The sequence below is a fragment of the Massilia sp. Soil_C_3 genome, from assembly GCF_057657035.1.
The window spans coordinates 185,736-208,471 of sequence record NZ_JBDGJG010000007.1; the positions used below are offsets into that span (position 1 = coordinate 185,736).

General features: G+C 67.1%; 20 protein-coding genes. 12 read left to right on the forward strand and 8 right to left on the reverse strand.

Annotation, left to right across the window (positions count from 1 at the left end; translation table 11 throughout):
• Positions 1–171 precede the first annotated feature (171 nt).
• A complete protein-coding gene (locus tag AC3A6F_RS16025) occupies positions 172–1,326 on the reverse strand; it encodes a right-handed parallel beta-helix repeat-containing protein (protein WP_487682394.1) in 1,155 nt (384 codons plus the stop codon).
• Between the two features lie 608 nt (positions 1,327–1,934).
• Here AC3A6F_RS16025 and AC3A6F_RS16030 point away from each other — a divergent pair.
• On the forward strand, positions 1,935–2,306 hold the full coding sequence (locus AC3A6F_RS16030; protein ID WP_487682396.1) for an Lcl C-terminal domain-containing protein: 372 nt from the start codon (positions 1,935–1,937) through the stop codon (positions 2,304–2,306).
• A gap of 24 nt (positions 2,307–2,330) precedes the next feature.
• On the opposite strand, the gene AC3A6F_RS16035 is transcribed toward AC3A6F_RS16030, so the two are convergent.
• Together AC3A6F_RS16035 and AC3A6F_RS16040 are read right to left on the reverse strand one after the other, a co-directional pair.
• Complete coding sequence (locus AC3A6F_RS16035; protein ID WP_487682398.1) at positions 2,331–3,773, reverse strand: M20/M25/M40 family metallo-hydrolase; 1,443 nt, start codon at positions 3,771–3,773, stop codon at positions 2,331–2,333.
• Positions 3,774–3,883: 110 nt separating this feature from the next.
• Positions 3,884–5,029 carry a metallophosphoesterase gene (locus tag AC3A6F_RS16040; RefSeq protein WP_487682400.1) on the reverse strand — a complete coding sequence of 382 codons (1,146 nt, stop codon included), beginning with the start codon at positions 5,027–5,029 and terminating at the stop codon, positions 3,884–3,886.
• Between the two features lie 195 nt (positions 5,030–5,224).
• Between AC3A6F_RS16040 and AC3A6F_RS16045 the strand changes: the two genes are divergently transcribed.
• From AC3A6F_RS16045 to AC3A6F_RS16065, 5 genes are all read left to right on the forward strand, one after another.
• Positions 5,225–5,704 (forward strand): glycine zipper 2TM domain-containing protein, encoded by a 480-nt coding sequence (locus tag AC3A6F_RS16045; RefSeq protein ID WP_487682402.1) that lies wholly within the window; start codon positions 5,225–5,227, stop codon positions 5,702–5,704.
• A 99-nt stretch (positions 5,705–5,803) separates the two neighbouring features.
• Positions 5,804–6,766 carry a protein kinase domain-containing protein gene (locus AC3A6F_RS16050; protein ID WP_487682404.1) on the forward strand — a complete coding sequence of 321 codons (963 nt, stop codon included), beginning with the start codon at positions 5,804–5,806 and terminating at the stop codon, positions 6,764–6,766.
• Positions 6,763–9,102 (forward strand): FtsW/RodA/SpoVE family cell cycle protein, encoded by a 2,340-nt coding sequence (locus AC3A6F_RS16055; protein ID WP_487682406.1) that lies wholly within the window; start codon positions 6,763–6,765, stop codon positions 9,100–9,102. Before AC3A6F_RS16050 ends, AC3A6F_RS16055 begins: the two co-directional genes overlap by 4 nt.
• A complete protein-coding gene (locus AC3A6F_RS16060) occupies positions 9,072–10,649 on the forward strand; it encodes a hypothetical protein (RefSeq protein ID WP_487682408.1) in 1,578 nt (525 codons plus the stop codon). Before AC3A6F_RS16055 ends, AC3A6F_RS16060 begins: the two co-directional genes overlap by 31 nt.
• A gap of 8 nt (positions 10,650–10,657) precedes the next feature.
• A complete protein-coding gene (locus AC3A6F_RS16065) occupies positions 10,658–11,110 on the forward strand; it encodes an SH3 domain-containing protein (protein ID WP_487682410.1) in 453 nt (150 codons plus the stop codon).
• Positions 11,111–11,149: 39 nt separating this feature from the next.
• Here the strand turns inward: AC3A6F_RS16065 and AC3A6F_RS16070 are convergent, their stop codons facing one another.
• Together AC3A6F_RS16070 and AC3A6F_RS16075 are read right to left on the reverse strand one after the other, a co-directional pair.
• Positions 11,150–11,548 carry a nuclear transport factor 2 family protein gene (locus AC3A6F_RS16070; RefSeq protein ID WP_487682412.1) on the reverse strand — a complete coding sequence of 133 codons (399 nt, stop codon included), beginning with the start codon at positions 11,546–11,548 and terminating at the stop codon, positions 11,150–11,152.
• Entirely contained in the window at positions 11,545–12,336 is a 792-nt protein-coding gene (locus AC3A6F_RS16075; protein WP_487682414.1) for an NAD(P)H-dependent oxidoreductase, read from the reverse strand. The genes AC3A6F_RS16070 and AC3A6F_RS16075 overlap by 4 nt, the downstream gene beginning before the upstream one ends.
• Positions 12,337–12,424: 88 nt before the next feature.
• Between AC3A6F_RS16075 and AC3A6F_RS16080 the strand changes: the two genes are divergently transcribed.
• Positions 12,425–13,318, forward strand: coding sequence for a LysR family transcriptional regulator (locus AC3A6F_RS16080; RefSeq protein WP_487682416.1), 894 nt, complete (start codon positions 12,425–12,427; stop codon positions 13,316–13,318).
• 60 nt (positions 13,319–13,378) lie between these two features.
• On the opposite strand, the gene AC3A6F_RS16085 is transcribed toward AC3A6F_RS16080, so the two are convergent.
• Entirely contained in the window at positions 13,379–14,125 is a 747-nt protein-coding gene (locus tag AC3A6F_RS16085) for a hypothetical protein (protein ID WP_487682418.1), read from the reverse strand.
• Positions 14,126–14,170: 45 nt separating this feature from the next.
• A complete protein-coding gene (locus AC3A6F_RS16090) occupies positions 14,171–14,893 on the reverse strand; it encodes a MarC family protein (RefSeq protein WP_487682420.1) in 723 nt (240 codons plus the stop codon).
• A gap of 303 nt (positions 14,894–15,196) precedes the next feature.
• Between AC3A6F_RS16090 and AC3A6F_RS16095 the strand changes: the two genes are divergently transcribed.
• Both AC3A6F_RS16095 and AC3A6F_RS16100 read left to right on the forward strand, forming a co-directional pair.
• Positions 15,197–17,368, forward strand: coding sequence for a phosphocholine-specific phospholipase C (locus AC3A6F_RS16095; protein WP_487682422.1), 2,172 nt, complete (start codon positions 15,197–15,199; stop codon positions 17,366–17,368).
• Positions 17,369–17,387: 19 nt separating this feature from the next.
• Entirely contained in the window at positions 17,388–18,062 is a 675-nt protein-coding gene (locus tag AC3A6F_RS16100) for a PEP-CTERM sorting domain-containing protein (RefSeq protein WP_487682424.1), read from the forward strand.
• Positions 18,063–18,086: 24 nt separating this feature from the next.
• Here AC3A6F_RS16100 and AC3A6F_RS16105 read toward each other — a convergent pair whose 3' ends face one another.
• Positions 18,087–18,608: a GNAT family N-acetyltransferase gene (locus tag AC3A6F_RS16105; RefSeq protein WP_487682425.1), complete on the reverse strand. Its 522-nt coding sequence runs from the start codon at positions 18,606–18,608 to the stop codon at positions 18,087–18,089.
• A 72-nt stretch (positions 18,609–18,680) separates the two neighbouring features.
• On the opposite strand from AC3A6F_RS16105, the gene AC3A6F_RS16110 reads away from it, so the two are divergent.
• From AC3A6F_RS16110 to AC3A6F_RS16120, 3 genes are all read left to right on the forward strand, one after another.
• Positions 18,681–19,946: an MFS transporter gene (locus tag AC3A6F_RS16110; protein WP_487682427.1), complete on the forward strand. Its 1,266-nt coding sequence runs from the start codon at positions 18,681–18,683 to the stop codon at positions 19,944–19,946.
• Positions 19,947–20,008: 62 nt separating this feature from the next.
• Entirely contained in the window at positions 20,009–20,992 is a 984-nt protein-coding gene (locus AC3A6F_RS16115; RefSeq protein ID WP_487682429.1) for a PP2C family protein-serine/threonine phosphatase, read from the forward strand.
• 116 nt (positions 20,993–21,108) lie between these two features.
• Positions 21,109–22,683: an FHA domain-containing protein gene (locus AC3A6F_RS16120; RefSeq protein ID WP_487682431.1), complete on the forward strand. Its 1,575-nt coding sequence runs from the start codon at positions 21,109–21,111 to the stop codon at positions 22,681–22,683.
• The last annotated feature ends 53 nt before the right edge of the window (positions 22,684–22,736 follow it).

Here is a 22,736-nt window from a genome sequence, read left to right on the forward strand (position 1 = left end):
ACGCGAGGCGTGGGCGTCTCCTGATGTGTCGGAGCGGAGGGTGCGCATGCGCCCGTCCACGAGATCCGCCAGCTGGCGCTGGCGCGGGTGACGCCGGATGAAGCTGGCCGTGGCTGGCTTCGGTCCGGGTCGGTGCTGCCGGGGGTACTGCCTGGTGCTGCCTGGTGCTGCTTAGTGTTGATAAGCGCCGAGGTCGATGGCCGTGCCGCGTGCCTTGCCGTCGATGTCCGCCGCCGGGGCATAGGTCGCCAGGCTGCGGCCGATCGCCGGCGAGCTGGTCGACAACTTGTAGTTCGGCAGTGCCGCAGTGCGCGAGTAGCCGGCGAACAGCGGTTCCGAGCTGATGGTGCCCGTATGGGTCAGGCCATTTCGCAGCTGGAAGTTGTAGGTCGTGTTCTTGGTGACCAAGTTGTTTTTGTAGGTGTTGCCCTTGCCGGTCGTGCCCTGCTCCGAGATGCCGTACTTGTTGTCGTACACGATATTGTTGTGCACGTGGACGTTGTTGGCGCCGGCTTTCGTGAAGTAAAAGTCGCCACCGCCCACGATGATGCCGAATACCGACGAGCTCACCGTGTTGTTGACGATCTGGAGATCGGTCGCATCGTGCCACAGGTGGATCGCTGCCGAGCCGACGCGGTAGACGACGTTGTTCTTGATGGTGCCCGAGGTGCTGTGATAAATGCCCTGGACGTAGGTGCAGCCGGCCGGGCCGATATCGTGCACGACGTTGCCGATCACATCGCCCTTGACGCCCTTGTAGTAACTGTCCACGCCGATCGCCGAGCCGCCGGCGCTATTGCACGGAATGGTCGTCGCCATATGGTGCACGCGGTTGCCCTCGATGACGTTGTACGAACCGCCGGTGTAGATGCCGAGCACCCATTTGGTGCCGGTGCCGATCTTGCTGCCGTCGACGTCGAAGCCGATGATGCTGACGTAGTTGCCCCGGTTATCCCAGGCGGTCTTGTTGGTCGATTTGGCAGGCGGTACGATTTTCGCGCCCCACTTCGTGGTCGACACCCAGTAGATGCGGCTGCTAGCGGTGCCGCTGGCAGTGGTCCTGATGCCGCCGGCATAGGTACCAGGCGCTACGAACACAGTGGTGCCGGCCTTGGTCGCGGCCTTGGCGGCGCGCGCCAGCGTCTTGAACGGTGCGGCCTTGGTGCCGGCGGCGGTGTCCGAGCCGGTTGGCGAGACGTAGAAATTATTCGGTGTGGTCGGGATGGCGGCAGCGTTGGCCGACATGGCGGCGGCCAGCAAGGCGATGGCGGTGGCGGCGCGGGTGACGTTGGTACGGATCGAAGCGAAGGTAGCGAAGGTCTGCATGAATGTGTCTTACCCTAATTAATCAATGTAACCCTTTGAGCGCAGGAAACTTCCTAAGTTCAACTTTTTTTAGGAAATCTTTTTTGGCGGTATTAGATTTCTAAGAGAAATTTCTTCTTGGAAATCAAACGCTTGCTAGAAATGCCGATGCAATCCACGCCAAGGGACGGTCTCGCTGAGTTATCTGGAAGCGGACCCGCGCTCGGTGCGCGGTGTCGGCAAGACGCGCATGCGGGGAATGCGCAGGGAGTCGAGCTGCGCGATCCTGATGCTTTAGTGCTGGAAAGCGCGGAGGTCGATGGCGCTGCCGCGGGCCTTGCCGTCGATGCCGGCCGCCGGAGCGTAGGTCGCCAGGCTGCGGCCGATTGCCGGCGAGCCGGTCTACAGCTTGTAGTTCGGCAGTACGGCGGAGCGTGAGTAGCCGGCAAAAAGCGGTTCCGAGCTGACGGTGCCGCTATCCTTCAGGCAAATGCGCAGCCGGAAGTTATAGGTCGTGTTCTCTTCCCCTTAGAAATTTAACGCGACCATGATCTAGATCGAACTCGACACGAAACCAAAAGTCGCGCTCAGCAGTCTTATCCCACGCTACTTAACGCGAGGAGATTTCAATGGGCGAATACATGCAAATCCGGGGCATGCTGCAAGATGGCGAGGAATACGCCGGTCTGATCTTGGGCAAGGATGAACCCGACTACCACCTGGTCTTGCTGCCAGGCGACTCCTCCGACGTCAGCTGGCCCACCGCCGTGACCTGGGCCAGCGGCCATGGGGGCGCGCTGCCGACGCGGCGCGAACTGGCGCTGCTGTTCGCGAACCTGCGCGAATCGTTCGAGCGCAACTGGTACTGGTCGAGCGAGCCGCACGCCACCCGCGTGCAGCTGGTCTGGGGCCAGAATTTCGCAAGCGGCATCCAGACCATCTATGGCCGGCCCTACCGCGGCCATGCGCGCGCGATACGGCGCATCAGCACAGCGGCCTGAGCCGGCAACACGGGCGGGCCGGGTTCAGGGCTTCGGCACGCTGGAGCGGCCGATGTCCTGCTCCATATTCGCCAGGTACCAGGCGGTCGCGGTCATCAGCGCTACATGGCGGCGCAGGATGTCGGGATCGACCTTGTCCAGCGTGTCGGCCGGCGTGTGGTGGTAGTCGAAATAGCTCGAGGTGTCGACGATCGGCGCGAAGCTCGGCACGCCTGCGCGTTCCAGGCCGGCCAGGTCGCCGGTGGCCAGCACATCCTGGCGCTGGAACACATTGGCGCCGATCGGCTGCAGTGCCGCTTGCAGCGGCGCGAACAGCTTGACCGACTGCGGCATCACGCTGGCGCGCAGGCCGAAGGGGCGGCCGACGCCGTTGTCGCTTTCGATCGCGCCGAAGTGCTTGCCCGCGTTCGCCTGCTCGGCGGCGAGGTAGGCGGCCGCCCCGCGCTGGCCGTTCTCTTCATTCATCCAGGCGACGAAGCGGATGGTGCGGCGTGGACGGTAGTCGAGCTTTTTGAGCACCTCGAACACGGCCATCGCGCTGGCGACGGCCGCGGCATCGTCATGCGCGCCCGGCGACAGGTCCCAGGAGTCCAGGTGGCCAGAGACGATCACGATTTCGTCCGGTTTTTCGGTGCCCGGCAAGTCGGCGATCACGTTGAAGCTGTCGGCGTCCGGCAGGTTCTGCGGGGTCAGCACCAGCTTCATGCTCAGCGGGCCGCGCTTGGCCAGGCGCGCCATCAACATCGAGTCCTCCGCCGTCACGGCGGCGGCGGGGATGCGTGCATTCTCGAGCAGGCCCGACGACCCGGTATGCGGCAGGCGATAGGCCGCGCCGCCGACCGAACGCACCAGCGCGCCGACAGCGCCGAGCTCGGCCGCCATGCGTGGGCCGTTGCGGCGGTAGGCAGAACCCTGTCCATAGGCGTGGCCGGCCAGGCCGCGATCGGCCATGTGCTGGTCGAACGCCACGTCGAACAGGACGATCTTGCCCTTCACTTCCGCGGCACGGGTCTTGAGTTCTTCAAAACTCTTGAGCACCAGCACCGGCGCCACCAGGCCCTCGGCCGGGGTCGCACCCGAACCGCCCAGTGCGGTCAGCACGACGCGCTGGCTCACGCCCTGCGGACGACCCGTGTACTCGACCAGCTCGCCGGTCTCGATGCCGCGCACCCAGTGCGGCACTTTTACTGGTTGCAAGGTCACCTTGGCGCCGAGCTTGCGCATCGCTTCCGCCACCTGGGTCACCGCCGCCGCCGCGCCGGGCGAGCCGGACAGGCGCGGACCGATCAGGTCGGTCATGTCTTCGGTACGTTGCCAGGCGTAATCGCTGCTCATCGCCGTGTCGCGGATCCTGGCGAGGGCGGCAGGGTCATTGCCGGGACCGGCGGCCAGCGCCGGGACACTCAACAGCGCGGCGGCGATGACGCCCATGACGGGAAGGTGGATAAGACGGAAGCTGCGTTTCATGCGGGAAACCCTTGCTAGTTCGAAAGGTCAAACGATAGCGCATTCGGCAACTTTTCGCTGCTACTTTCTTGCCGTACGTACAGACAGAAAACGGCGCGCGAACGCCTTGTTCAGGCCGCTACCAGCCGCACCAGGGTGATCTCGGATGGCGCGCCGAAGCGCTTCGGCGGCCCCCAGTAGCCGGTGCCACGGCTGGTATACACCCACATATCGCGTACGCGGTTCAGGCCGGCGACAAAAGGCTGCTGCAGCGGCACGAAAAGATTCCACGGGAAGAACTGGCCGCCGTGGGTATGGCCCGACAACTGCAGGTCGAAGCCGGCCTTGGCCGCCTCCGGCGCGCTGCGTGGCTGGTGCGCCAGCAGCACCTTCACCCCGGCCCCGGACGGCGCGCCACGGACGGCGCGCTGCGGGTCGCTCTTGTGCTCCGGGTGGAAATGGTGGGCCGTATAGTCGGCCACGCCGGCAATCACGAGAGAGGCGGCGCCACGCCGGCGCACCACGTGCTCGTTCATCAGCACCGTCAATCCCAGGCGCCGCACCTCGGCGATCCACTCCAGCGCGCCGGAATAGTATTCGTGGTTGCCGGTGACGAAGAACACGCCGTCGCTCGCCTTCAGTCGCGCCAGCGGTTCGGTATGCATGGCCAGGCGCTGCACGCTGCCATCGACCAGGTCGCCGGTGACGGCGATGGCGTCGGCGCCCAGTTTGTTGACCTTGTTGACGATGGCGTTCAGGTAGGCGCGCTTGATGGTGGGGCCGACGTGGATGTCCGAGATCTGGGCGATGGCGTAGCCGTGCAGGTCGGCCGGCAAGTCCCGGATCGGCACGTCGATCTTCACCACCCGCGCCACCCGCCGCGCGTTGACGTAGCCAATCACGGTCACGGCCAGCGCCACCAGCGGCACGGCCAGTGCGCTGGCGTAGCCGATCGCCGGCGTCAGCGCGCCGAAGGGCAGCAACACCAGCAGCGCCAGCAAGATCGCATCGCGCAGCAAGGTGGACACCAGCAGCGACGAGAACAGGCCCATCGACAGCAGGCCGAGCCAGGCGAGCAGGTCCGACCAGCGCCGCCGGCGCAGCGAGGACGACATCAGCCCGACCGGCACCAGCGCGCCGAGCAGGCCCAGCAGGAGGACGCCGGCGGTCGTGCCGGCCAGGCCAAGCCCAAGGTCGGGCAGCAGGCGCATGCCGATATAGACCAGCAGCAATGCCAGCAGGGAGAGGACGACGAAGAAACTACGGCTCGGGCGCATGGCAGTGATCGGATGACGTTGGTCGTGCCTAGATGGGGCGCCCGCTGCTGCTTGCAAGACAGAATGTTACCAACCGAGATGCAGTTGTAAAAAACTGTATTAACGAATGGCACGATTCGAGCCCGGGAATATAGTACGTCCATACCCGGTGTCGCAGTCATCATTCCGATCTCCGCCAGGGTAAAAGGAAAGACCATGTTGAAATCGACAACCCTTGGTGCTGTGCTGCTGGCCGCTGTCGCGGTATCGCCGGCGGCAATGGCCGGTGATCGTGGTACGAACACGGCCGTTGGCGCGGTGCTTGGCGCCGTCGTCGGCCACACGGTCGGCGGCACCGGCGGCGCCGTTGCCGGCGGCGTGATCGGCGCGGCGGTGGGCAATTCCATCAACACTCGCGACGATCGCCGTCATTACGGCCACCACAATGGCTACAACAACGGCTACTACCAGTCGCAACCGGTGTACGTGCAGCAGCGCCCCGTGTATGTGCAACCGCGTCCGGTCTATGTCGAATCGCGTCCGGTCTACGTCCAGCCCCGACCAGTCTACGTGCAACCGCGCCCGGTCTACGTCGAGAATCGCGGACGAGGCTGGGATCGTCATGACCGGCATGACCGGCATGACCGCTGGGATCGCGACGACCGCCGCGGTCACCACCACGGCCACGGCCGCTGATCCACGCCGATCCAATGAGCCGCGCACTGCGCGGCTTTTTTTCGTCTCCCCTCCGCTAGTTCCCCGCATCGGCGCCATGCGCCAGGTTCGGGGGACACCATGTACGAAGCAGGCACCGTCATCTCGCTGGCCGGCGGCCAGTACCGCTTGCGCGAAGCGCTGGCCGGGTCGGCCTATGGCGTCGTGTGGCGCGCCGACAGCCTGCACGCCAACGGCGGCGTGGCCCTCAAGCTGGTCAACCTGGAACAGATGGAACGCGCACCAATCGGCCTGCGCGCGCGCTGGCTGGCCAGCGCCAGCACCGAAATCGCCTTCCTGCGCGGCCTGGCGCCGTGGGATGGCCGCCACATCGTGCGCCTGCTCGACAGCGGCGAGCACGCCGGCATGCCGGCGATGGCGCTCGAGCTGCTCGACGGCGACCTGGCCGGCCACCTGACCCGCGAGATGGCGCTGGGCCGCACGGTCGCCCCCGCCCGCGCCCTGGCCTGGATCGGCCAGGTCAACCAGGCGCTGGCCAAGGTGCACGCCAGCGGCTGGCGCTACCTCGACCTCAAGCCCGGCAACCTGCTGCTGGATGGGGCAAACGATGCCGTCAAGCTGGCCGACTTCGGCACCAACCGGCGCCTGGACGACCTGCGCGCCCACACCTACGCCGGCACCGCCAACTGGCAAGCCCCGGAACAGTTCTTCCCCGACGCCGACGGTTACGCCACCGAGGCGCGCACCGATTATTTCGCACTCGGCGCCCTGCTCTACTACCTGGTCTGCGGCCGCCTGCTGCGCTACAGCAGCGCCTGCGGCCAGGCCTGGCAGGCGCACGGGCGCGACGCGGCGGCCAGCCTGCTGGCCGAGCGCCAGGCCCGGCCACCTGTCCTGCAACCGGACGAAGCGGCGCTGTTCGCCAGCCGCCTGGGCGCGGCCGCCGCTCCCGGGCTCGCGCTGTTGCGCGCGCTGGTGGCCGAGCGGCCCGCCGACCGTCCGCGCCACGCGCTGGACATCAGCCGGGGCCTGGCGGACATCGCATCTGCATTGAATTCCGAACCGCTGCGGAGCGCGGCATGAGGACCCCGTCCTTCGGCACCGGCCTCGCCTGCACCCTGCTCGCGCTGCTGTGCGCCGTTCAGCTGCTGGCCTTGATGAAGGCGCCGGCCGCCTGGACCCCGTCCGGGATCGCAGTGACCCTCGCCCCCGGCGAATCGGTCATGCTGGGCCGCCAGGAACTGGGGGCGCCGCGCGCCGCGCCGCGCCAGCTGGTGCTGCGCCGCGGCCGCGACGGCGACTGGCTGCTGCGCAATGCCGAACCGCTGCAACCCGTCGTGCTGCGCCGTGGCGATGCGCGCCAGCGCAGCAGCGACCTGCCGCTCACGGCCGGCCAGCGCATCCAGGCCGGCGCGCTGCAATTGGCGGTGGTCGCGGCCGAAGCGGGACGCGTCACCCTGCACGATGGCGAACAGACCTGGCACTACGACGGCGCCACCGTGCTGCGCGACGGCCAGCCGCAGCCTGCCTGTCCCGACACCGGCCTCTCGGCGCGCGCGGTGGCGGCCTGGAACCGCTGGCTGCCGCAAGGCGCGAGCCTGGCCCGTCCCCTGAGCCTCGGCGGCCTGCTCTACTGCGGCAACCGCATCGCCGCCGCCGCGATCGAACCCGGCGACGCCCTGCTGCTGCGCCAGGATGACGGCCGCATCGCCCTGTCGGCGCGCGGCGCCCAGCCGGTTCTGGTCTCGAACGGCGCCGGCTGGATCGATGCCGCCCAGCGCGAGTTGCCGCTGGCGGACCTGGATGCCTTCGCCGTCGGCCGCACCTTGTTCACCCTCACTCAGGATGGCGCCACCCTGCGCCTGTCGCCGTCGCGCCAGGTCGCGCTGTCGGCGGCGCCTGCGAACCAGTTGCCGGCCTCGGTGAGCTGGCGCTGGGAGCGGCGCGACCATTTCGCCCTGCCCGCACCGCCGCCGCTGGCCTGGGCCGCCGCCTGCCTCGTCCTGCTGATGGGGCTTGCCTGCATCGCGCCCTTGCTGCGCGGGCGCGGGGGGCGTTCCGATCTTGTGCGCCCGTTTGCAGCAAGCCTGCTGGCCTCCGGCGCCATGCTGCTCCTGGTTACCCAGCGCACCGTCGGTGCCCCCGGCGCCGTCATCTCCCTGCTGTTGGCGTGGGCTACGCTTTGGCTCACCTTGCTGTACCCGCGCCGCGCCTCGCTGCTGGCCTCCAGCGCCGTGCTGCTGCTCGGCGTCGGCCTGCTGGTGCAGCTCGAGATGGGCCTGGGGGCAGGCGACACGGCCTGGCTGCGCCACTTCCAGAACACGACCGCGCTGCTGGGCCTCGGCCTGCCGGGCGCCCTGCTGCTGCTGTCGTGCTTTGCCCGCGGCGCCGTGTCGCGCCCGGTCACCGAGCGCGTGCTGCTGACGTTCGCCGCGCTCGCGCTGGGCGGTCTGCTGCTGCAGGTGTGCTTCGGCGGCGAAACCGGCGTGTACGACATCCAGCCCTTCGAGTTCGCCAAGTTCGCCCTGGCCGCGCTGAGCGCGCACTGCCTGGCGCTGGCCACCGGCGGCGCGGCCCACGGCCGCCACGACTGGCGTTTCTGGCTGCGCATGGCGGCGCCGGTACTGCTGTTCATCTTCCTGCTCGCGGCGGCCCTGGTGCGGGTCGACGATTATTCGCCGCTGCTGCTGCTGCTGGTCTGGAGCGGCGCCATGCTGCTGGCGTGGTGCGCCAGCCATGGACGGCGCGCGGCGCTGGCCTCGGTCCTCGTGGCGGCCGGTCTGCTGGTGGCGGGCGGCGTGACGATGCGCGCCGGCGGCGACCTGCTGGGCGCTTTCGGCTTCTATCCCGAACGCTTCCAGGTCTGGAGCGAGCCGACCATCCACCCGCACACCGGCCAGCAGATGCTGCAAGGCAGCCGCGCCATCGTCCAGGGCGGCTGGCTGGGCGCAGATCAGCTGCTCGGTCTGGCGGCGCTGGGCGGCGCGGCCGGCGAAGCGCTGGCCATTCCCGCCATCCAGGATGACTTTGCGCCCTCCTTCCTGTTGCACCGCCACGGCCTGGCGGCGGGCCTGGCCTTGTGGACCTTGCAGGCGCTGTTCCTGGCGGCGCTGCTGCGCGCCGCCGCCGGCGCCTGGCGTGGCGCCAACGGGGCCAAGGACTTCCGGCGCGCCTGGATCGGCCGCTTCCAGTGCTTCGCCCTGTGCGGCGGCGCGGCCTTCATCGCCGGCCATCTGCTGCTGTCCTGGGGCACCAACCTCGCCATGTTCCCGATCATGGGCCAGCCCATGAGCTTCCTGTCCGCGGGCGGCTCGCACCTGCTGTTTTTCATCTGCCCCCTGCTAGCGTTCGGCATGGCGAGCACCCAATTCAACGAGGAGAGTCAATCATGCCGGTCTATGTCCAACACGAAGTCCTAGGCAAGGTCCAGGATGTGTTCAACGCCGACGCCCTGTGGCAGGCGCCTGGCCTCGCGCTGTTCTCGCGCCGTCCCCTGCTGCGCGACCTGCTCGAGCGCTCGCCGCGCGAGCAGCGCGGCCGCGCGGCCACCCGCTGCTTCTCGCACGTGACCCTGGTGCTGCCGCAGGACGAGGTCGACGACGACCGCCACCTGACCCGCGGCGCGCGCGTGCGCGACCTGGCGCAATCGCTGGCCGCCCTGCACCAGAAGGATTTCGGCGACCTGCTCGGCGGCGACGAAGTGCGCTACCACGTGCTGGGCAGCGACGACCTCGATCCTGGCGAAGTGCAGGTCAAGTTCGGCCACGCCGTCTACCTGCCGGCGCCGGGCGAGCAAGTCCAGTACACGGTGACCGCCTCGCGCGACAGCGCCATCTGGCAGCCGGTCTGCGCCATCTATCCGAACCAGCGCCTGACCCTGGTCGGCCTGGACGGCGCCAACGCCACCTTCGCCGTGCCCGGCTGGCCGTTCGGCCCGGAAGGCGGCCTGCTGCTGGTGAACGACGGTCCTGGCGTCCCGCTCGAACTGCAGGTGCGTCCCAAGGACAGTTTCGAATGCCGCTTCGACGCCGCCAACGGCTACTACGTCCTGCGCGGCAAGGGCGCCAGCGCCCATCGCCTGCTGCTGAAGATCAGCCGCACCGGCTCAAGCGTCGCCGCCCGTCCGCAGCCTGCGCCGACCGCCAGCGCCACACCCGTCATGCCGAGCGCACAGCCGCAGCGCAGCCCGGCGGTGTGGAAGTCGCGCACCGCCACGCCGCCGGCCGCCGACATGACCGCGATGCCGCTGGCCGCTTCAAGCCCGGCGACCCGGCCGGCGCCCACGACGGAGCTCGATGCCACCTACGCCCCGGTGGCGCGCCACCGCATCACGCTGGCCGCGCTGGCCCTGCCGCGGCTGAGCCGCTACCGCGAGACCGGCGCCCAGGCGCTCGAGGTCGGCCTGAACGCCCAGTTGCTGCCCAGCGCGCCGGGCAAGGACAGTGTCATCCGCTTCGCGGTCGACGACGCCGACGAACTGCACGCGATCACCCCGGCCGGCCGCCAGCGCATCGCCGTGCCGTCGCAATTCGCGCCGCTCGACAACGCCAGCATCCGCCTGCTGGCGGTCCAGCAGCAGCTGGCAGAGCGCTATTGCGCGCTGCTGGTGCTGCCGGAGGGTCCGTCGCAGCCGGCCGCATCGGGCACGCGCCTGACCTTCGGGCGCGGCATGCCGTCGCTGGGCGCCCTGCGCGTGCTCGATACGCCGCAATTCGTGCGCCAGGGCGACGGCGCCCCGGCCGCCAGCGCCGACCGCCTCGGCCTGTCGCGCAATGCCTTCAGTTGGGAAGCCTCCGGCGAGGGCCTGCGCATCGCGCGCCTGTCGCCCACGCAGGCGCTGTACCACCTGGACGAGCAGTTGACGCTGGTGGCCCAGATCGACACCGCGACCCAGGATCAGCCTTATGTGATCCCACCGGGGCATCACCTGGTGGCCGGACACTACGTGCTGCGCTTCGACGCCTGAGGACGACGATGGTCACCTGGATTCACGCGGCCGCCTACGCGACGGCTTTGGTGCTGACCCTGTGCCTTTGCGCCTGGCTGACGCCGCGCGCCTGGTGGCGGCGGCCGAACACGCGCGCGCTCGGCGTGCTGGGCATCGGCACTGCGGCCGGCGGGACGCTGTTGCTGGCCATGTTCGGGGCTCCCGCAGCGGCCCCGCAACTTGTGCAGGCGGCGCAGGCCCGGGAGGTGCCAGGCATCGATGTGCCGGTCGCCGGCGCCCGCTACCGCGTGCGCGATGCGCTCAACCTGCGCGTGGCTGGTGGCGTCGGCGCCGAACGCCTGCTGGTGGTGCCGGCCGGCGCGCGAGTGGAAGCGACAGGCTTGCACGACGGCGACTGGTGGCAGGTGCGGGCAACCGTCGATGGCAAGGCGGTCGAGGGCTGGGCCAGCAGCCTGTGGCTGCGTCGTGCCGATGAATGATTTGTTACTGGGCAAAAACAATAAAGTTTGCCATACCGTCTAACGCAGCACTTCGACCGCATGCATGGGATCAGTGTATTCACGTACTTCGACGAATTCGCCATCACGCAGTCGAAACAATATGTGGTACTCGTTCTCATAGCGCTTTCCGCTCTTCGTGACTCCATGAGAGCGTGCTTCAACGGCCACCAAGTCGCCTTCGCCAATCAAGCTTTTCACTTCCATCCTTAATCCGCCATTAAAGAAGGCGAAAAGCGCATCAAGGGCGGGCCGCATTTCAGCTCTGCTTTTTAATCCGGCAAAAGCAAACAAATGAGGTTTGCCATTGACCCACCATGTCGCGTCATTACTCATCATATCGAGAAGCTCGTTGACGCCGCCCTTTTCGAAGTGGCTGAGAAAACGTCCCACGAGACTTTTATTTGCTTCGGTATTCATTCGTGCTCGCGATCTGCGACGTGTATCGACAGCCCGGTTTGCCCAGGGAGTATGTCGTCTCGCAAGGTCAGCGCCGGAATGTTGTAATCGCCCTTGTTCTGAGAACGGAACGCGATGGGATCTGCGCTGAACAAAGTATCGAGTCGTTGTCCGAGTTCGTCGCAGATGTGCGTGAACCTGCGCTCATCTGTGCTGCCAGCTCGATACACGACAAACGGCGGCATCACGTCGAAGCCCGGATAGAACAGAATGCCGTGCTGGATCGGGTAGAGCATGTCGTCGATTGGACCGTTGATGCCACGCGGGCCGTAGTGCGATTCCCAACCACCTGCTGTCACTATCAGCATGGCGCGCTTCCCGGCCAACGTCCCCTCACCGAAACGATCCCCCCAGTGTGTGTCGGAATGCTCGCCAACGCCATAGGCGAAGCCGAAAGCATAGACCCGCTCGATCCAACCTTTCAGGATTGCCGGCATGGAGTACCACCACAGCGGGAACTGAAGAATCACCGCATCGGCCCACAGCAACTTCTCCTGCTCTCGAGCGATATCTTCACTTTGAAAGCCGTTTTCGAAAGCGTGCCTGGATTCGGAAGCAACATCGAACCGGGTCGTGGACAACCGTTGGGTCGTATCTTCGGCATCGACAGCGGCTTTCCACTGCATCGCGTACAAGTCTGATACCTGCACCAGGTGTCCTGCGCTTTGCAGCCGCTGCACGGTGAAATCTTTCAGCGCCCCGTTCAAGGACTTGGACTCTGGATGCGCATGGACGAGAAGAATATTCATCACTGATCTTTCAACGTAAGCAAAGAAAGACAGAATAGGTTTGACTCAGGTATATTGGAAATGAATTATCGACATACGAGCTATTAAGATGCTTAATTTGCGAACGCTTGACTTGAATCTGCTGGTCACCCTTGACGTGCTTTTGGCAGAGCGGAATGTGACCCGGGCAGCACGTCGCCTTAACTATTCGCAGCCTTCCGTCAGCGTTCACCTCGCCAAGCTCAGGGACATTTTTGGTGATCCTCTGTTGCTCCCTGGTCCGCGTGGAATGCAGCCCACCGCAAGAGCTGAGGAATTGGTTCAGCCATTGCGCGACGCGCTTGAATCGTTGGAGCGCGCAGTCACGCCAGCGCGCCCATTCAATCCGGCAGAGTCCCAACATACCTGGCGCATCGCCGCTTCCGACTCCAGTGGCTCGACCATACTTCTACCTGCGATGACCACGATCCGGGCGGCGGCGCCGGCAACCCGGCTTGCAGTGCTGGATCTAGTACCGTCACAGATTGCGAAGCAAGCTGAACAGGGTGACATCGATCTCGCCTTCCATACTGGCGATGGGTCCCCTCCCGGACTGCGCCGTCGCACGCTTTTCGCAGAGCGCTATGTACTTGCTGGCAGAGCGGATCATCCGCGTTTGCATGCGCAACTCACGCTGGAGGAATTTTGCGAACTGGAGCATGTCATTGTGTCGCCAGATCGCGGCGGTTTCTATGGAGCGACTGATGAGGCGCTTGCAAAAGCAGGTTTGAAGCGCAAGGTGGTGCTTTCCGTTCCACAGTTCTTGTTCATGATGTCCGTACTGGCCAGCACAGACCTCGTCGCCATGTTGCCTTCGCGTCTGGCACGCGGTACCAACGTGCTGCAGATCGTCGAGCCACCTGTGGACGTTCCCGGGTATGAAATGGTCATGCTGTGGCACGAGCGTTCCCATCGGGATCCCGCTCATCAGTGGTTGCGGGAGACGATATCAACGTCGATCTGAGGCGTCGCGGTATCTCGCACAGCAGATCTGGCTGCACCGTATCGGTCGTGAATAAGATATCTAATCGCGCGCGGTACGCCACACCTGCTGCTTGGGCGGCGTTTCGTGTGTCGGACAATTGGTGAAGCGCCGCCTGCCGTGCATCTCGATCATCTCGACGTTGGTCGTCGGCGCCCTGTCGGTGACACAGTAGGTACCCCTTCCGGTGATCACCCGCGTGCGACGCGCGCCGTCGCCCGTGTTGTTCACCAGTTCCTCGACCTTGGGCGCTTCCCACAGGCGTGGCGCCGCTATCGCGCGCGCGTGTTCCATCCCCTCGCGCATGCGAATCTGCGGGCTGTCCGGAGGCAGGACGATCAGGGGCTTGTTTTCCTTGCGCAGGGTACGGTCGATCTCGCCGACGCTTCGCCGCGCGTTGGCGAGGATGTCTGTGGCGCTCGGCAGCGCAGCGGGCTGCTCGTCCACTGCCGTGGGCGCTGGCGCGGCCGATGGCGCCTGCGCTACCGGCGATGCGGGGGCCGGAGCGGTTCGCGCTGCCGGCATCGGAGCGGCAACCGATGCCGGCCGCACTTCCTTCACCGGCTCGGGCGCAGCCGGCTCGACGCGCGGTTCCAGCGTTGGCAGCAAGGGTAGCGATATCCACTGCATCGCCTCGTCGCTCCCTTCCTGCTGAGTCGGCGGCAGCTTACCGGCCATCTGCCAGGCCAGGATCAGGGCCAGGTGGACCGCCAGCGTGACGCCAACGCCGGCAAGACGGTCATTGCGCGTGCCGGCGGTCGGCGGGAATGGGGTAGAGAGGCTAGTCATCGACGAGCAGTATAGCCAGCCGGCCAGCGCGTACGCTCACCAATTCTATCCGGCGCCCACGATCGCCCGGACCGCCGCCAGGTGCACCGGCACCGACATCACCTCGAGCAGCAGCTCGCGCAGGCCGTCCCAGACGATCTGCACGCCAAGGCACAGCAGGATGAACGCGGTGAGCCGCAGGAAGACCGCGGTGCCGGCTTCGCCGATCAGCCGCAGCAAGTGTTCGCCATAGCGGAACGCGAGATAAATCAGCACGCCGATGACCCCCAGCGCGATCAAGGCGCCGCCCATGCGCGCGAGCGAGAACACGATCTGCACGTCGTGCAGCGCGACGCCCACCGTGATCGCCACCGCGATCGAGGCCGGGCCGCAGCTGATCGGAAAGGTCAATGGGTAAAAGGCCTGGCGGTGGGCGTGGTCCGGCGTGTAGGCCTCGGCGAGCGCGGTGCGGCTGTCCAGCGTGGAAGGCGTCGCGCCCAGCAGGCGCCAGGCCACCGAAGCCAGGATCAGGCCCCCGCCAACCCGCACGATGGGCAGCGAGATGCCGAAGAAGTCGAGCACATACGAGCCGATGAGCATCGAGCCCGTCATCAGCCAGAACATATTGCGCGCGATGCGGCGCGCCAGCAGCGCGCGGGTCGCGGGCGAGGCGCCCTCGGTCATGCTCAGGAAAATCGGCGCGGTGGCGGCCGGATTCAGGATCGGCAGCATGGTCACCAGCACGAACAGGAAACTTCTGGCTGTCGCCAGCAACAGTTCTATCGTCATAAAAAGAGCGGGGAGTGGTTCTGGCTAACGGTCGACGCTCGCAGCATGCGGGCAGGCGCGCGTGTCGACCACACTGTAACCGATGACCGGGACAGCCTGCACACCGCTGACGCCGACGATTGCAGTCCCGACCATGGATTCGCGCGCGGGACGTTAGTTTGTCATCAACATTTCATCGTCAATACGTAAGCTGGGCGGCGCCGTACGTGAGTTTCCTTGCCTCCCTCCAACCGACCGGATCAATCAAATGCAAGCACACTACTCTGCCCCGCTCATCACGCAACTGCGCATGCAGGTGCGCGCATGAGCCGTCGCGACTTTCTCCGCACGCTGGCCCAGACGGGCGGCGCCAGCGCCGTCCTGGCCACCTTCCCTCCCTCCATCCAGCGCGCCCTGGCCCTGCCCGCCAACCAGCGCACCCGCAGCCTGCAGGACGTCGAGCACATCGTCGTGCTGACCCAGGAAAATCGCAGCTTCGACCACTACTTCGGCACGATGGAAGGCGTGCGCGGCTTCGGCGACCCATTCCCGATTCCGGTGATGGACCGCCAGAACCTCTTCAGCCGCAAGTCGGTCTTCGTCCAGAAAAGCGTGGGCGGCGCGCCGGTGCCCGGCCGGCCCGACTGGCCGCAAGGCCGCGCCATCGCGCCGTTCAGGCTCGACACGGTGAAGGACTTTCCGGTCATCCGCGTGGCGGGCACGCCGCATGCCTGGCTGGACGCGCAACTTGCCTGGGACAGCGGCCGCATGAACGACTGGTGCGCGGCCAAGCAAAACCATTCGATGGGCTATTACGCCGAAGCCGACCTGCCGTTCCAGTTCGCGCTGGCGCGCGCCTTCACGATCTGCGACCACTATCACTGCGCCACGCAGACCGGCACCAACACGAATCGCCTGTTCCTGTTCACCGGCCATAACGATCCGCTGGCCGTGGCTGGCGGCCCGTCGACCGACAACAGTCGCGACAACTTCAATCCCGACCCGTCCACCGATTACCTGTGGACCACCTATCCGGAACGCCTGCAGGCCGCCGGCGTCGCCTGGCAGGTGTACCAGGACATGGCGGACAACTTCACCGACAATCCCCTTGCCGGATTCCGCAGCTTCCGCAACGCGTGGTACCAGCGACCGGGGTACTCGCAGGCACTGCGCGCGCGCGGCGTGAGCACGCGCGACCTCAGCCTGCTCAAGGCCGACGTGCTGGCCAACCGCCTGCCGCAGGTCAGCTGGGTCGTGGCCACCGCGGAAGGGTCCGAGCACCCGGGGCCGTCGAGTCCCGCATCCGGCGCCGACTACATCGCGCGCGTGCTGGACGCGCTGACGGCCAACCCCGAAAGCTGGAGCAAGACGGTCTTCCTGGTCAACTTCGACGAGAACGACGGTTTCTTCGACCACCTGCCGCCGCCCTCGGTCCCGGCGTACACGAGTCACAGCGCCGATCCGGCGCAGGCGCGCCTGGCCGGCGCGTCCACCGTCGACACGACCGGCGAATACCATCACGTCCTCAATGGCGCCGATCCGCGCACGCTGCACCGTCCCTACGGATTGGGCCCGCGCGTGCCGATGTACGTCATCTCGCCGTGGTCCAAGGGCGGCTGGGTCAATTCGCAGGTATTCGACCACTCGTCCGTGGTGCGCTTCATCGAGGCCCGCTTCGGCGTGCGCGAGCCGCTCATCAGCCCATGGCGGCGCGCGGTGAGCGGCGACCTGCTGTCGTGTTTCGACTTCGTGAATCCGCCGGACAGCGGGTTCGGGCAGCTGTTGCCCGAGACGGCGGCGCGCCGCGCGATGGCCTTGGGCCTGCCCAACACCAGGGTGCCGGCGACGCCGACGGCCTTGAGCGCGCCAGTCCAGGCGGCCGGCGTGCGCCCTGCGCGCGCCCTGCCGTATGAGCTGCAGGTGCAGGCGAGAACGCAAGGCGGCCAGGTCGAACTCGCCTTCGACAACGCGGGCGAAGCCGGCGCGGTGTTCCATGTCTACGACCGCCTTGCGCTGGACCAGGTCCCACGCCGCTACACGGTCGAGGCCGGAAAGCAGCTGAAAGGACGATGGGCCACGGCTTCACTCTACGATCTGTGGGTCCTGGGCCCGAACGGCTTCCATCGCCACGTCGCGGGAGACGTGCGCCGCGCCGGCAATGCGGCCGCGCCGGAAATGATCCTGCGCGCCGACCGCAAGGCCGGCGAACTGGTGGTCGAGCTGGTGAACGACGGCTCGCAGCCCTGCACCTTCAGCGTCAGCGCCAACAAGTACTACGACGCCAGGCCGGTCGAGGTGCGCGTCGTCGCGCGTTCGCGCAGCACCGTGCGCCTGCCCCTGGCGTCGAGCCACCACTGGTACGACTACAGCCTGCGCGTCAACGGCTTGCCCGGCTGGCTGCGGCGCTTCGCCGGTCACCTGGAGAACGGACTGCCCTCGATCAGCGACCCCGCGATGCAGGGGCCGGCACGGCTCGACCAGTATCGCGTCAATTAAATCTCACAAGGAGTCTTTCATGAAGTGTCGATTTCTCGTTGGCGCGGCCTTGCTCGTCGCGGTGTGCAGCGCCCAGGCTGCGGTGGTATATGGCGACAACCTGGTCGTCAACGGCGACGCCGAGGCTGGCCTCGCCGGGTGGACCGGATATGCCGGCTACGACATGTTCCAGTCCGTGGACTACGGCAGCAACTGGGTCTTGCCGACCCAGCCCGGCCCGAGCGACCGTGGCGCCCGGATGTTCAGCGGTTTCGGCCAGTATGCCGTCGGCTACCAGACGCTGGACTTCGGCGCGACGACGTCGCAGCGGACGTCGTATTCCCTGAGCGGATGGCTCGGCGGCTGGAGCAACCAGGGCGATAACGCGCTATTTTACGTGCAGTTCCTCGACGAGTCGGGCGATGAGGTGGGAAGTTCCTCGATCGGCCCGGTGACGCCGGGCGACCGCGACAACCAGACCGGCCTGTTCTATCGCGAGTCCGAAGGCTTCATGCCGGCGGGCACCCGCCAACTCGCGTTCTGGTTGTCGATGGAACGGCTGGTCTCGGGCGACAACGACGGCTATGCGGACAATCTTTCCTTCATCCTGCGCTCGCCTGGCGGCGAGGTGCCGGAGCCCGGCATGGCCGCGATGTTCGTGCTGGGCGGCGGCATCCTGGGCTGGGCACGGCGCCGGCGCCAACCCGCGCGCTGACGGCTGACGACGTCCATGGCCTGCCTATCCGTGGCCGTCGTCCGCCCACCCCAGCCGCATCGGATTGAAATACAAGCCTTTCACGCACTGCGTCGGCGCCACCCGCGCGAAACCGAATGCCTCATACGCCGGCACCGCATGGTTCGACGCATTGACCGTGAAATTGCCGTCGCCGCCGCGTGCGATGGCCGCCGCCCGCGCCACATTCCACAAGCGCCGCGCCAGGCCCCGCCCCTGCCAGCGCTTGCCGACGAACAGGTGAAATAAATGGCTGTTGTCGCGGATCGCGATGAAGCCCGCGAGCTGTCCCTCGTCCAGCGCCACGTGATACACATGCCCCAGCGCCAGATATTTGCGCACGCCGATCTGATCGTTTTCGGCCAGGAAGGTCGCGGCACCCTCGCGCGTCGATTCGTGCACGATGAATTCCAGCGCCAGCTCCCGCAACTGGGCGGCAATCGCCGGAACGAGGAGCGGAATATCGGTGTCGACTAGCGGCCTGATGTCCATGGCATGTATTGACAGTGTTGCGCGGAACGTAAACATACCACAGCGTTGATTTTCCATAATGCAATTTTATTGACGCGCGTGCCGACCCCGTCCTACCATGGTTCGATCATGCCGAAAGCCAGCCTCCTCGCCGTATTCTCCCCTGCCGCCGGCACGGTTCCCAGGCGCCGCAAGGTGCCCCTGACGCGGCCGCTGCGCCATGCCCGCTACCGCCGCATCTGGCTCGCCAACCTGGTATCGAACCTCGGTACCTGGGTCCAGACCTTCGCTGCGGCGTGGCTGGTGGCCTCGCTGTCGCAATCGGCCTCGATCACCTCGCTGGTGCAGACCGCCACCTACCTGCCGATATTCCTGTTCGCGCTGCTTGCCGGGGTGCTGGCGGACGCCGTGCACCGGCCTAAATTCCTGTTCTTCTGCAATCTGTTCAATGCCGTATGCGCCGCCGCGATGGCCGTGCTGGTCTGGAGCGGCAAGGTGTCCAGCGGCCCGGTGCTGGCGATTACCTTTTGCCTGGGCATCGGCACCGCCTTCGTCTGGCCGGCCTGGCAGGCGGCGCTGGCCAGCCTGGTCGAACCCGACGAAGTCGAAGCCGCCGCCACGCTCAACAACCTGTCGTACAACCTGTCCGCCATCCTCGGCCCGGCGCTGGGCGGCCTGCTGTTCGGCTGGATCGGGCCGGGCGCCCTGTTCCTGGCCAATGCCGTGTCCTTCATCGGCCTCTTGGGGGTCTACTGGCACTGGTGGCGCGAGGGCGAACCGCAGCCCGGCGCGCGCGACAAGTTCGGCGTGCGCCTGCGGCTGGGCTTGGCCACCGCCTTCGGCTGCCCCCGCTACCGTCGCATCCTGCGCAATGTGTGCTCGGTCTTCTTCGCCACCATCGCCTTCGCCAGCCTGCTGCCGGTGTTCGTGCGCGACGTGCTGCACCTGCGCGCCGGCGTGTATGGCACGCTGATGGGCTGCCTGGGCGGCGGCGCGGTGGCCGCGGCCTTCTTCCTGCCGCAGGTGCGGGCCCGGGTCGACCGCACCGGCCTGCTGGCCGGCGCGCTGCTGGTGTATGGCGCGATGCTGCTGGCCATGCCGCATACGCGCTCGCTGGCCCTGCTCGCACCCATGATCGTGTGCGGCGGCATGGCCTGGTCCACCACTGTCTCGACCCTCAACGCGGCGGCCCAGCTGTCGTTCCCGGCCGAGGTGCGCGCCCGTACGCTGTCGATCTACCTGTTCATCATGTCCGGCGGCTATGCGGCCGGCAGCGTGGTATGGGGACTGGTCGCCGACGCCTGGGGCGTGCGCGCCGCATTCGCCGCCGCCGGCGCCTGCGTGGTGATCAACGCCCTGGTCTTGCTGACGGGCGGCCGGAAACATCCCATCTAATCGTGTCTTTGACCCGTCACGCCAGCGTGTAAAGTGCCGGTATTATCCTGATCACTTTGCCAATGCCAGCCACGCTCGCCGATTTCCGTTTCGCTCCCTGCTTCGACGTCGCGGTCGCGAGCCGCGTCGGTTGCGGCCCATCCACCCGCGCCGAGAACCAGGACAATTTCGTCGTCATCGATTTCGACGGCCGCGCCTGCCGCCTGCAGGACCAGCAGCCGTGCTTTCTCACCGTGGACGGCTGGCCGGCCGGGCATGGCCGGTTGGCGGTGCTGGATGGCATGGGCGGCCACGGCCATGGGCGCGAGGCGGCCGAAGCGCTGGCGGCGGCCCTACTGACGATGCCGGCCTGCGCCACGCTGGACGAACTGAGCGAGCGGCTCGACGCCATCCACGCCGGCCTGCAGGCGCGCTTTGCCCAGGGCGCCAGCGGCGCCGCGCGACCCGGCACCACGCTGACCCTGCTCGAACTGCCGGCGAGCGGCGCGCCGCTGCTGGTCCACGTGGGAGACTCGCGCCTGTACGAACTCGACGCCACGCACGTCACGCCCCTGACAGTCGACCACGTGCCGGCCACCGTCGCCGCCCTCGCCGGCCGCCTCGACGAAGGGGACTGGTGGCGCCAGGTGCACGGCCGCCATGCGCCGCAGATCGCCCAGGCTTTCATCCTTGGCAATGCCTTCGCCGACCCGACGCGCCTGTCCGATCCGCTATTCGCCCTCACCCCGGACAAGCTGCCCTGCTGGCTCGCCCACCTGGCCGACCGCCGCGCGCTGCCCCTGCGGCCCGGCGCGGCCTACCTGCTGGCCACGGACGGGTTCTGGTCCTGCGCCCAGCCGGACGGTTTCGTGGCCGGCTGGCCGGCGTTGATGTACGGCGATCCGGAGGCGGCAACCCTGGTCGAACGTCTATTTGGCCTGCTGGAAAACGATCCGCCGGCCGGACTGCAGCCCGATAACCTGACGGCGCTGGTCGTGCGGCCGCTGGCCCGCCATGCGGACGAAACCGTCCTGCCGGTGGAAGCCCCCACCAAGGCCACCAACTGATCTCATGCTTTTAGAAAATAATGTTGTTAATCAACGAACTTGGTGCGCCGTGCGATTCAAAAACAGCGTAAGCTTGCAATATTGATTTCGACCATTATTTAACTTGTCGCCCTGACATGAACCGCTGCCGTAATCCCGAGCATCCGCACTGTACCGTCTGGGTCATGCCCGACGACGCCATGTGCGCGCACGGGCATGCCCAGCCCGCGGTCGACATGCAGCCAGCCCCCGCGCCGGCAGCCACGCCGGTGACCACGCTGGTGGCCACTACGCCAGCGGCCGGCCTGCCGTCGAGTTTCGACGCCATCACCGCCCTGCGCAGCCGGCGCACTACCGATATCGGACCGGCGCTGACGCTACCCCGGGCCAACCTGCAACGCCCCCAGCTGCACATCAGCGGTTTCGACCCCCGCGCCGCCGGCGGCCGCCAGGCGATCCGCCTCGAGCTGCGCGGCATGCCGATGGATTGCGCGCCCGAGGTGCGCATGCTGGTGCGTTCGGCCCTGCGCCTGCACGGCGGCGAGAGCTATGCCTTCCAGCGCACCTCGCGCGGCGACTGGCGACCCCTGTTCCTCGAATTTTCCTCGCGTGGCCTGGAACACGGCCAGTACCGCATCGAGATCGAGCTGCACAGCCATCATCGCCAGGCCCCGGAATCGAATCGCACCTGGACTTGCTCGCCCGTCATCCTGGTGCCGCGCCAGGACGCCAGCCTGGGCGAGATCCACCAGACCTTCCTCGCCACCCACAAGAACGTGCGCGTCACGGCCGACGACGCCGGCATCGCGCGCGTGAATGCACCGGCCGGCGGACGGATCGACATCGATGTCAGCGCCCGCAATGCCTCGATCGCCCAGCTCAACCTGGACAGCGGCAGCGGCAAGATCGACCTCGGCATGTCGACCATCGCCTGGGACGAAGACCTGATCGAGATCGACATCCCGGTCGAGGCGGCGCTGCATCCCTGCCCCGGCGCCAAGGCCTGCCTGGTGCACGCCGAGGCCGACTCGGCCACGCAGCGCCACGTGCGCCTGTTCGCGCTCGACGAGTGCGTGCTGGGCCGCTTCGAGAGCATCGCCGCCGAGGCCGACCTGCTGCTGGCCCACCACGGCGAGACCGGCGCCGAGATTGGCGGCCTGACGCGCCGCCTGTCGGGACGGCACGCCGTGATCCGACGCAGCCGCCATGGCTTCGAGATCGAGGATGTGTCGCGCTACGGCCTGCTGCTGGACGGTGTCTGGCCCGGCAAGCACATGCCGGTGCAGCTGCGGCTCGGCATGCGGATCGAACTGACGGCCAGCATCAAGGGCATCGTCACACTCGAGGTAACGGCCCTGATGGCGCACGCCGTGGTGCTGCACCGGCTGGACGCCGGCGCGCGCGCCGAATGCTTCTACCTGATGGCGCCGGACTGCCTGCCCGCGTCGAACCGGCACCAGCAAGCGTCCAGCATGCCACGCGCCGCCGCGCTGCCGCTGCTGTTCCATCGCGACGGCGGCTTTTGGCAGCGCGACCGCGACAGCGGCCGCGACACCCCGCTGGCGCCCCAGGCCCAGTTGGACCGCCTGCAGCAGACAGGGCTTGGCATCGCTGCGCGCTTCGTCGCACAAGCCTATCCCGAGGCGCACGGCGGCCACCGCGGTGGCAGCGAACGCCACCACCACGCTCTCACCGTCGCACTCGACGCCTGACGCCGCCTTTCGGGCCAGCGCTCAGCCGTGCGGCGGGATCAGGATCAGGAAGA